We start from the raw sequence: 10,271 nt of genomic DNA, 5'->3' as shown, positions 1-10,271 counted from the left end.
CCGCCGAGCGAGAAGACCCCGGATGCCGGTGGGCTTCGTGATCGCGAACGCGCTCGCGACCCTGCTCGCCGTCGCCGTCTCCTCCTCGACGCTCTGGCCGATCTACCGCGACGGCTCCTTCCTCGTGCTCGTGGCGGTCGCCGCGGTCGTCGGAGTCGTCATCGCGATCCTCGGGGCCGTGTTCCGCTGGCCGTCGTACCTCGTCGTCGTCGTGAGCGTGCTCGCCTACCTCGTGATGGGCGTGCCGCTCGCGATCCCGAGCGAGGCCGTCGCGGGTGTTCTGCCGACGCCGGGCGGCATCCTCGACCTGCTGGCCGCGACCGCGCTCGGCTGGAAGCAGCTCGTCACCATCTCGGTGCCGGTGGGCGACTATCAGGCTCTGCTCGTGCCCGCCCTCGTCGTGGTCTTCGGGGCGAGCGTCGTCTCGCTCACGATCGCGCTGCGATCCCGCTACCGGGAGCTCGCGGCCGTGCCGCCCGTGGTCGTCTTCCTCGTGGGGATCGCGTTCGGGCCCCAGAGCGTGCTCGCGCCCGTGCTGCAGGGGCTCGCGCTGCTCGTCGTCCTGCTGGGCTGGGTCGTCGCCCTGCGCTGGCAGAGACGTGCGGCGGCCATCCGGCGCCTGGCCGAGCAGTCGACGTCTCCCCTGACCGACCGGCGCACCGGGGGAGCGCGCACGGCCGTCGGCGCGGTGCTCGTGGTCGCCGTCGCGGTCGTCGCGGGTGCGGGGGCGACGGTCGCCGTCGCCACGACCACCGAGCGCGACGTCGTGCGCAGCCACGTCGAGCAGCCCTTCGACCCGCGGGCCTACCCGAGCCCGCTCGCCGGCTTTCGCAGCTACCTGCAGGCGGAGCGGTCGACCGAGCCGATGCTCACGGTCGCCGGGCTTCCCGAGGGCGGACGCCTGCGCATCGCGACGATGGACAGCTACGACGGCATCGTCTACGCGGTCGGCGGCGGCGACCCGCAGAGCGACTCGGGCTCGTTCGCCCGGGTTCCCTACCAGCTCGACCAGTCGGCGCTCAGCGGCGAGCAGGCGCAGATCGAGGTCACCGTCGACGCGTACTCCGGGGTGTGGGTGCCGGGCATCGGCCAGCTCGAGCAGATCGAGTTCCAGGGCCCGCGTGCCGAGCGTCTCGGCGACGCCTTCTACTACAACGACCTCACGGGAACGGGCGTCGTGGTCGGCGGCCTCGCCGCGGGCGACGCCTACTCGGCCCGCTCGATCGTGCTGCCCGCCGTGGGGGCGGACGGCGCGGGCTCCCTCGAACCCGGCGACGCGGTGCTGCCCGCCCTCGGGGAGGTCCCCGACGAACTCGCGACGGTGCTCGACGACGTGACGGCCGGCCAGCAGACGCCCGGCGGCAAGCTCGCGGCCGCGCTCGCCTTCCTCGCGAGCGACGGCTACATCAGCCACGGCGTGGCCGAGAACGAACCCGCGAGCCGGTCCGGCCACAGCGTCGACCGGCTCCGGCAGCTGCTCACCGAGGTGCCCATGCTCGGCGACCAGGAGCAGTACGCCGTGCTCGCCGCGATCATGGCGCGCAAGCTCGGCTTCCCCGCCCGGGTGGTGATCGGCTTCGACCCGAGCTCGCCGGCGGTCGCGAGGGCGGATGCCGCGGCATCCGCTTCGGACGGCGGGCCGGTGACTCTCACCGGCGCCGACATCTCGGCCTGGATCGAGGTGCAGGACAGCGCGCGGGGGTGGGTCACGATCGATCCCAACCCGGCGCTGCGCGACATCCCCGAGAAGCAGCCCGACGAGGCGACCCAGGTGGCCAGGCCGCAATCGGTCGTCGACCCGCCGCCGGAGGAGACCAACCGGGAGCAGGACGACACCCCGCCGCGCAACAGCGAGGAGGATCCGCCGCCTGCGCCGGACACCTTCCTCGCGATCCTGCTGGCCGTGCTCACGATCGGCGGCTGGAGCCTGCTCGCCCTCGCGATCCTCGTCTCGCCGTTTCTCGCGGTGATCATCGCGAAGGTGCGGCGTCGGCGTCTGCGGCGAACGGTCGACGATCCGGTCGGCCGGATCGACGGGGCCTGGCGCGAGTTCGCCGACGCGGCCGTCGACCACGGCTTCGAGCCGCCGCCCTCGGCGACGCGCAGCGAGATCGCCGCGACCGTGGGCGGGATGCGGCCGCTCGTGCTCGCCTCGGTGAGCGACCGCGCCGACTTCTCGCCCGACGCGACGAGCGACCACGACGCCTCGCAGGTCTGGCTCGCCGTCGACGAGCTGCGTCGCTGGCTCGGCGCGCACAAGACCCGGTGGCAGCGTCTGCGCGCGCTCGTCTCGCTGCGCTCGCTGGGTGGCTACTCTGGTAGGAGCGGCACGAGCACGGGCCGGAGCACGGCCACGGGCCGGAAGACGGGACGACGGAGGTGACGGAGATGGCCGGGACGGCCGAGATGGCCTGCGCGATCTGCGGCGCCGAACTGCCCGAGGGCGCCCTCTTCTGCGGGGAGTGCGGCAGCTCGGTGAGCGCCCGTCCGGCCTCCTGGCAGCGCGGCACCGATCCCCGCCCGAACGACACGACCATCATCCTGCCGCTCGACCGCTCGGGGGTGCGGGCCAAGCCCGCCGCCGGGGAGTCCGCGGTGGTCCCCGAACGCGGCCCGGCCAGTTTCACCCTGACCTTCAGCACGGGTGAGATCGTGACCGTCTCGGGCACGGGTCTCATCGGCCGACGCCCCCTGCCGCAGCCGGGGGAGTACCTCGACCACCTCGTGCAGATCGTCGACGAGGGCATGTCGGTCTCGAAGACCCATCTCGAGTTCGGCCAGCAGTCCGGGCAGCTGTGGATATCCGACCGCTACTCCGGCAACGGCTCCGTCATCCGCCGCCCGGGGGAGGCCCCGTTCCGCTGCGAGCCGGGCCGTCGCTACCTCGTGGCACGGGGAACCCGGGTCGACATCGCGGAGCAGTTCCTCACGATCGCGTAGCGCCGCCCGAACAGCACGGGCCCCGTTCCTGCCCTGCGCCGCGGGCTCGCCCCGCGCGAGATCGCACAGAGCGGCGGATGCCGCGACCACGGGCCGCCCGTCGATGATTCACTCGCGGGGTGAGCCCAGACCCCGCCGACCCCGAGCGCACCGTCGTGGTGCCGTCGCCACCCGCCGAGCCGCAGCGGAGCCCCGTTCCCGTGCTGGCCGTGCTCGCCCCCGTCGTCATGGCCGTCGTGCTGTGGCTCGTGACGCGCTCGCCGTACTCGCTGCTGTTCGCTGCGCTCGGCCCCGTTCTCGCCGTCGCGCAGCTCGCCGACGGGCGCCGGCACACGAGGCGCGTGCACCGGGCGGCGACGGCCGAGTACGAACGGGAGCTCGAGCGGGTGGGGCACGAGATCGAACGGCGGCACGAGGAGGAGCTGCTCGACCGGCGGGCCGCCCTGCCGCCGGTCTCCCTGCTGCTCGAGGGCGGGGTCGCGGATCCGACCCGCTGGCGACGGGCCGGCCCCGGAGCCGACGTCGTCGCTCTTGCACGGGGCGAGGTCGCGAGCGCGCTCAGGGTGAGCGGCGAGGAGCGGAGCGAGGAGGCGATCGCGCTGCGCGCCCGTGCAAGGGTGCTGAGGGATGCCCCGATCGCGGCGCACGTGCGGGAGACGATCGGAGTGCTCGGCCCTCGGGTGCTCGCCCGGGCCGTCGCCCGCGGCTACCTGTTGCAGCTCACCCACGCGCTTGCTCCCGGGCAGTTCGCGATCACCGCTCTGCCTCCCGGCTGGGAGTGGGCGGAGCGGCTGCCGCATCGGCGGGATGCCGTGGACCGCGGCTCGGCGGCGCTCGGCTCGGCGGCGCTCGCCCTCCGGATCGTCGAGGCCGGTGCTGCTGTCGGGGATGCTGCCGCCCCCGGTTCCGCCGCCGACCCGGCGCTCGCGACGATCGCGATCGCGAGCAGCGCCGAGAGGCTTCCGCCCGGCTGTGGCGCGATCGTCGAGCTGCTGCGGGCCGATCGCGCACGCCTGACTCTCGCCGATCGTCCCGGCGATCCCGCAGAGGTCCGGGTCGAACTCGTCTCGGAGCGTCAGGCGCGGGCGCACGGCGGCGTTCTCGCCGAGCACGCGCGGGCGCTCGGGATCGGGTCCGATGCCGGCGCTCTGCCGCGCCGGGTGTCGCTCGAGCAGCTGCTGGCGCAGTCGCCGGTCGCCGAGCCGTCGGCGGGGAACGGCGGCCACGAGCGGCCACGGCTCGACGCGGTCGTGGGCGTCACGGCATCCGGCCCGCTGCTGCTCGACCTCGTCGCGCAGGGTCCGCACGCCGTCGTCGGCGGAACGACGGGCAGCGGCAAGAGCGAGCTGCTGCTCAGCTGGGTGCTCGCGCTCGCGAGCAGGCACGCGCCCGATGAGCTCACGGTGCTGCTGGTCGACTTCAAGGGCGGCGCGACCTTCGCTCCTCTGGCCGGGCTGCCGCACTGCGTCGGGGTCGTGACCGATCTCGACGGCGCGCTCGCCGAGCGGGCGGTCTCGAGCCTGCGCGCCGAGCTGCGGTATCGCGAGGCCGTTCTCGCCGAGCTCGGGGCGCGGAGCATCGACGCCCCGGCAGCGCGGACCCGGCTCGCCCGTCTGGTGATCGTCGTCGACGAGTATCAGGCGATGACGGCCGCGTTTCCCGAGCTCGGCGAGCTCTTCACCGATCTCGGGGCCCGCGGGCGCTCGCTCGGCATCCACCTCGTGCTCGGAACCCAGCGGCCCGGAAGCGCCGTGCGCGACGGCCTCCTGGCCAATTGCGAGCTGCGCCTCTCGTTGCGGGTCAACAACTCGGCAGACAGCGTCGCCGTCGTCGGCACGGATGCCGCGGCTCGGCTCTCCGGGTCGGCGCCGGGTCGATGCGTGGTGCGGGCCGCCGGAGCGGAGCCCCTCGAAGCGCAGATCGCCACCGCGGGTGACGGGCTCGTGGCCTCGCTCGTCTCGGCTGCCTCGGCACAGGCGGGCGCCCCCGTTCGGCGCCCGTGGCTCGACCCGCTGCCGACGGAGCTCGAGTGGAGCGACCCGCGGCTCGCGGTCGCCCTCGCGGCGGCTCTGTCGTCAGGGAGCGCGGACGGCATGACGGGGGACGAGGAGCACGCGCTCGTGCTCGGGATCGACGACCGCCCGCACGAGCAGCGCCAGGATGTCGCGCTCTACCGGCCTCGGCACGACGGGCACCTGATGGTCGTCGGCGCGGAGGGCAGCGGCGTCTCGACTCTCGTCGCCGCGCTGTGCGCCCAGAGCTCGCCCGCCCGCCCCGTCGAGCGTCTGCCCGTCGGCCTCGAGGGCGCGTGGGACCGGATCCACGAGCTCGCCGCCGACACGGGGCGGCCCTCGCACGCGTCCCGGCCGCCCGGCACGGAGGAGCTGCGGGTCGTCATCGTCGACGGCCTGGACGCGCTTCTCGCGGCCTACGAGGAGGAGCACCGGCTCGCGTTCGTGGAGACGCTCGGGAGGTGCTTGCGGGCCGGCGCGGGAGGCGGCATCCGCTTCGTTCTCACGGCGCGCACGATCCCCTCGGAGCTCGGCCGGCTGCGCTCGCTGCTCGGCTCGACCCTGTTGCTGCGGACGGCGAGCAGGGAGGATCACGTCGCGGCCGGGGGAGAACCGCGCGGCCACGATCCGGCCGCACCGCCGGGTCGCGCACGCTGGCACGGCCGTGAGGTGCAGATCGTGCGCGATCCGGAGGGGGCCGGCGCACGGCCCGAGCGACGAGGCGACCCTCACCGCGTTGCCGTCGAGCCCGGGCGCATCCTTCTCGTGGTCGCGGCGGCGCCGACACGGCTCGCCGACGAGCTGCGCACTTGCCATCCGCAGGCGCACCTCGTGCGGATCGGCGTCGACGAGATCGACCTGCCCGGTTCGCCGCAGCTCGCCGAACCGGCTGCTGATGCCGGGGAGCCGCCACTCGTGCTCATCGCCGACCCGGAGGGCTGGCAGGCGCAGTGGCCCCTCCTCTCGCGGATGAAGGGCAGGGCGACGATGGTCTTCGACGGATGCTCGCTCGCCGAGGTGCGCTCGATCACGCGGAAGCGGGAGCTCCCGCCGCCGCTCGACGGGGAGGGCCGGGTGTGGCTGCTCGAGCCGGAGGGCCGGATGCGGCGGGGACGGTGGGCGTGAGTGCGGGCGTGAGCGTACAGTCGAGGGCATGCGCGGCAGTGACGATTCGCTCGGGGCCCGGTGATGGCCGCGGTGCGCAGCGCGGGCATCCTGCTCTACAGGGATGCTCCTCACTCGAGGCAGACCCTGTCGAAAATCGAGACGTAGAACAAGACACAACTCGTTCGCCGAAGCCCTCGAGGCTGCTCATCCCCAGAGATGCTTGAAAGTCAGGCCGGTGAGATGGTGTTTCTCGACTTCGGCGACGAAGCGCTCCGTCACATAGACCCCGCCGACGACGCGCTGCTCCGGTGGCAGGTGGAATACCGCCGCATCCCCGATCACATCGTCTTTGAACACGTAGTCGCGCACGAAGAGTGTGGGCTTCGTATGCCAATAGGTCGAGCGGTCGAGATCGAGGGCGTCGAGCACTTTGAGGGGGTTCAGCGCCCACAACTCCTGCTCATCGTTGTCGAGCGGCAGGAACTCGGCGTCATCAGAGAGCACCTCCCGGAGAACTTCGAGAGTTCGTCGTGTCATGATGAAAGAACTGCTGATGGATGTCGATGGAAAGTCGACAGGAACCAGCGACCCGCCAGCCCAAGTGATGATCTCCACCCGTGGGGGTTGCCAATCGGAAAGCCGAGGGCCAGGGTGGCGGGCGAGGTCGCTGAGTTTCCGCCGTTCGCCGGAGCCGACTCCTTGACACAACTCGGAATGTTCCGCAGTACCTGTCTCGAATATTCTCATTCTTCCTCCGTCACCATGGACCATCTCCGGACTGAAGATAACCGCCGATCGCCCTGAGTATGCTGTAAACGTCTTGCGCGCTTGTGGCTCCCGCAAGTTGCTTGTTCACGAAGTCATATCGAGCGGGTTGTGCGCGCCGATCGGAACCTGCGACGACGTGGTGCGCGGCGCTTCCAGGATCGCGAGTGGCTCCGCTATTGCTCAGATTGTTCCCAAGTTTTCTGGACGTCGTCAGCAACACCTTCCCGCTCGAGTGGCCACCGCGCTCGGGGACCATCCGGGATTTCCCCGAGATCGACGATGCGCGCTGGTTTCCCGTCGAGGTCGCCCGCCGGAAGGTCGTCGCAGGGCAGCGGGTGATGCTCGACGCACTCGAAGCCCGTGGGGCAGCGGAGGGCGTCTGAGCGCGGCTTCTCAGCGCGGCTCTCAGCGCGGCCAGACCGGCCGGAACTGCACGCTGATGCGGGGGCCGGTGGCGCTCTTCGTCTTCAGGATGGCGTGCTCGTACGTGCGCTGGCAGCTGCCGCCCATGACGATGAGGTCGCCGTGGCCGAGGGGGAAGCGCAGGGTCTCGCCAGGCCCTGTCGAGTGCACGCCGCTCTTGGGCCGCACCGACAGCACCCGCTCGGCCCCGACCGAGACGATGGCCACCATCGTGTCGCGGTCGATCGTGCGCCCGACGCGATCGCCGTGCCAGGCGACGCTGTCGTCGCCCGTGCGGTAGAAGCACAGCCCCGCCGTCTCGAAGACCTGCCCCGGCGGCCGGCCGTAGTGGTCGTTGAGGGCCGTGCGGGCGCTCACGAGCACGGGGTCGGGAAAAACGGATCCCGGCCCGAACCAGGAGACGAGCCGGGGGATGTCGACGACCCGGTCGTACATCTCGCGGCGGTCGGCCTTCCACGGCACACCCACCGCGAGACGTTCGAAGAGGGCGTCGGAGTTCGTGACCCAGCCCCGCCGGAGGTCGAGCCAGGCGCCGTCGTCGAGCGTGATGCGCTCGACCGTGCGCCCCAGCGACTCCAGCTGGGGGTCGGCGTCGAGATCGTCGAAGAGCGAGGTCTGAAAGGTGATGGGCACGACTCGAGCTTAGCAATATTCGAACATATGTTCGATAGGGATAAGGGTTCTGTTGATATCGAAGAGGTCGGCGTGAGGGTTTCGTTAGCGGCACCCGCGGCGTGCCGGGGCTGGCGTAGACCGGAAGGCATGACTGACCGCACCGCCGCCTGCCCGCCCTCCCTCATCCGCAGCGGGCGCTGAGCGCGTGCCGGTCATCGACAACGCGATCTACGTGGAGGGCCGCCGCACGCGCGATCCGCAGAGCCTCGACGAGACCTACGAGGTGCTCCGGGAGCGCAACGGCACGGCGTGGATCGGCCTGTACCGGCCGGGTGCCGCAGAGCTCGACTCGGTCGCGCAGGAGTTCGGCCTGCACCCGCTCGCGGTGCACGACGCCCTCGCCGGTCATCAACGATCCAAGCTCGAGCGCTACGGCGACACCCTCTTCGTCGTGGTGCGCCCGGCCCGCTACCTCGACGCCCAGGAGGTCGTCGAGTTCGGCGAACTGCACATCTTCGTCGGCGCCGGATTCGTGGTCACGATCCGGCACGCCGAGTCGCCGAGGCTCGCGAACGTGCGTCAGCGGATGGAGGCCCAGCCCGAGCTGCTCGCACTCGGCCCCGAGGCCATCCTCTACGCGATCCTCGACGACGTGGTCGATGAGTACGGCCCCGTCGTCGCGGGGCTCGAGAACGACATCGACGAGATCGAGGACGAGCTCTTTGGCAGGCATCCGTCCGTCTCGCGCCGGATCTACGACCTGCTGCGCGAGGTCATCGGCTTCCAGCGCGCGGTGCACCCGCTCGACGAGATGCTCGGCGCCCTGCTGCGCGGCTCGCAGAAGTACCACGTCGACATCGAGGTGCAGCGCGGCCTTCGCGATGTGCTCGACCACGTCGTGCGCATCGCCGAGCGGGCCGACTCGTTCCGCGTGCTGTTGCAGAACGCGCTCATCGTCGACGCGACACTCGTGAGCCAGCAGCAGAGCGAGCAGACCCGCAGGCTCTCGGAGACGAGCCTCGCGCAGAACGAGGAGCTCAAGAAGATCTCCTCGTGGGCGGCCATCCTCCTCGCCCCGACGATCATCGGCACGGTCTACGGCATGAACTTCGACGTCATGCCCGAGTTGCACTGGGCGCTCGGCTACCCCCTTGCGATCGCGGCGATGGTCGTGATGGGCGCGGGCCTCTACGCGATCTTCAAGCGTAAGCGCTGGCTCTGAGGCGGATGCCGCGGGCCTGTGCCCAGGCGAGCCCGGCGCTCAGGCGATGGCCTCCGCGAGCGGTGCGTGGGGGAGACCGTGGGCGAGGGCGACGGCCTCGTTGACGACCGTGCCGGCATGGGTGTTGAGGCCGAGGGCGAGCGAGGGGTCCGACTGCAGCGCGGCGCGCCATCCGTGGTTCGCGAGAGCGCGCACGTAGGGCATGGTCGCGTTGGTGAGCGCGTAGGTCGAGGTGTGCGGCACGGCGCCGGGCATGTTCGCGACGCAGTAGAAGAGCGAGCCGTGCACCGTGAAGGTCGGGTCGGCGTGCGTCGTGGGGTGCGAGTCGGCGAAGCAGCCGCCCTGGTCGACGGCGATGTCGACGAGCACGCTGCCCGGTCGCATGCGCGAGACGAGGTCGTTGCTCACGAGCTTGGGGGCCTTCGCGCCGGGCACGAGCACCGAGCCGATCACGAGGTCGGCCTCGAGCACGGCCTTCTCGATCTCGAAGGCGTTCGAGGCGATCGTCGTGATGCGTCCCGCGTACTGCGCGTCGAGCTCGCGCAGGCGGAAGATGTTGGTGTCGAGCACCGTCACCCGGGCTCCGAGGCCCACGGCGACGCCGATCGAGTTGGTGCCCGCGACGCCGCCGCCGAGCACCACGACGTGCGCGGGGTGCGTTCCGGGAACGCCCGGAACGAGCAGGCCCGGCCCGCCGTTCGGCTTGAGCATCGTGTTGGCGCCGACGATGGGGGCCAGCCGCCCGGCGACCTCGCTCATGGGGGCCAGGAGCGGCAGTGCGCGGTTCGGCAGCTGGACGGTCTCGTAGGCGATCGCGGTGACGCCGGCGTCCAGCAGCGCGCGGGTGAGCGCCTCCTCGGCCGCGAGGTGCAGGTAGGTGAAGAGCACGAGATCGTCGCGGAAGTAGGCGTACTCGCTCGCGATCGGCTCCTTGACCTTGAGCAGGATGTCGGCCGCCGACCAGGTGGCCTCGGCGTCGGGTGCGATCGTGGCGCCGGCCGCCGCGTAGAGCTCGTCGGGGATCGAGGAGCCGGCTCCCGCGCCCGTCTCGACGAGCACCTCGTGGCCGTGCGACACGAGGTCGTGCACGCCTGCCGGGGTGATGGCCACACGGAATTCGTTGTTCTTGATCTCGCGGGGTACTGCGATCTTCATGTCGCTCCTGACGGTTGTCGGGCTCTCGT

At 71.7% G+C, this 10,271-nt stretch carries 8 protein-coding genes; 5 read left to right on the top strand and 3 right to left on the bottom strand.

Going from position 1 to position 10,271, the window contains the following annotated elements; all coding sequences use genetic code 11:
* Positions 1-22: 22 nt before the first annotated feature.
* The 3 genes from CLV54_RS12395 to CLV54_RS12385 all read left to right on the top strand — a co-directional run bounded on the left by CLV54_RS12395 (position 23) and on the right by CLV54_RS12385 (position 6,077).
* Positions 23-2,383: a transglutaminase-like domain-containing protein gene (locus CLV54_RS12395; RefSeq protein WP_100345288.1), complete on the top strand. Its 2,361-nt coding sequence runs from the start codon at positions 23-25 to the stop codon at positions 2,381-2,383.
* Positions 2,384-2,388: 5 nt separating this feature from the next.
* The gene (locus CLV54_RS12390) at positions 2,389-2,940 is read left to right on the top strand and encodes a zinc-ribbon domain-containing protein (RefSeq protein ID WP_245861678.1); all 552 of its coding nucleotides are present in this window, start codon (positions 2,389-2,391) and stop codon (positions 2,938-2,940) included.
* 119 nt (positions 2,941-3,059) lie between these two features.
* A complete protein-coding gene (locus tag CLV54_RS12385; RefSeq protein ID WP_100345287.1) occupies positions 3,060-6,077 on the top strand; it encodes an FtsK/SpoIIIE domain-containing protein in 3,018 nt (1,005 codons plus the stop codon).
* Between the two features lie 186 nt (positions 6,078-6,263).
* On the opposite strand, the gene CLV54_RS12380 is transcribed toward CLV54_RS12385, so the two are convergent.
* Positions 6,264-6,674, bottom strand: a complete 411-nt coding sequence (locus CLV54_RS12380) for an imm11 family protein (protein ID WP_157802951.1) — start codon at positions 6,672-6,674, stop codon at positions 6,264-6,266.
* A gap of 317 nt (positions 6,675-6,991) precedes the next feature.
* Between CLV54_RS12380 and CLV54_RS12375 the strand changes: the two genes are divergently transcribed.
* Positions 6,992-7,210, top strand: coding sequence for a hypothetical protein (locus CLV54_RS12375; RefSeq protein ID WP_211294541.1), 219 nt, complete (start codon positions 6,992-6,994; stop codon positions 7,208-7,210).
* A 22-nt stretch (positions 7,211-7,232) separates the two neighbouring features.
* Here the strand turns inward: CLV54_RS12375 and CLV54_RS12370 are convergent, their stop codons facing one another.
* A complete protein-coding gene (locus tag CLV54_RS12370) occupies positions 7,233-7,883 on the bottom strand; it encodes an alpha-ketoglutarate-dependent dioxygenase AlkB (RefSeq protein WP_100345285.1) in 651 nt (216 codons plus the stop codon).
* A gap of 187 nt (positions 7,884-8,070) precedes the next feature.
* Here CLV54_RS12370 and corA point away from each other — a divergent pair, with 187 nt between their 5' ends.
* Positions 8,071-9,087, top strand: a complete 1,017-nt coding sequence (gene corA, locus CLV54_RS12365; protein WP_100345284.1) for a magnesium/cobalt transporter CorA — start codon at positions 8,071-8,073, stop codon at positions 9,085-9,087.
* A 39-nt stretch (positions 9,088-9,126) separates the two neighbouring features.
* Here corA and ald read toward each other — a convergent pair whose 3' ends face one another.
* Complete coding sequence (gene ald, locus CLV54_RS12360; protein ID WP_100345283.1) at positions 9,127-10,242, bottom strand: alanine dehydrogenase; 1,116 nt, start codon at positions 10,240-10,242, stop codon at positions 9,127-9,129.
* Between the last annotated feature and the right edge of the window lie 29 nt (positions 10,243-10,271).

Origin of the sequence: Compostimonas suwonensis (assembly GCF_002797855.1) — a bacterium.
Taxonomy (GTDB): domain Bacteria; phylum Actinomycetota; class Actinomycetes; order Actinomycetales; family Microbacteriaceae; genus Compostimonas; species Compostimonas suwonensis.
Note: the sequence above shows the minus strand (reverse complement) of the source record. Positions and strands in the feature narration are given on the sequence as shown.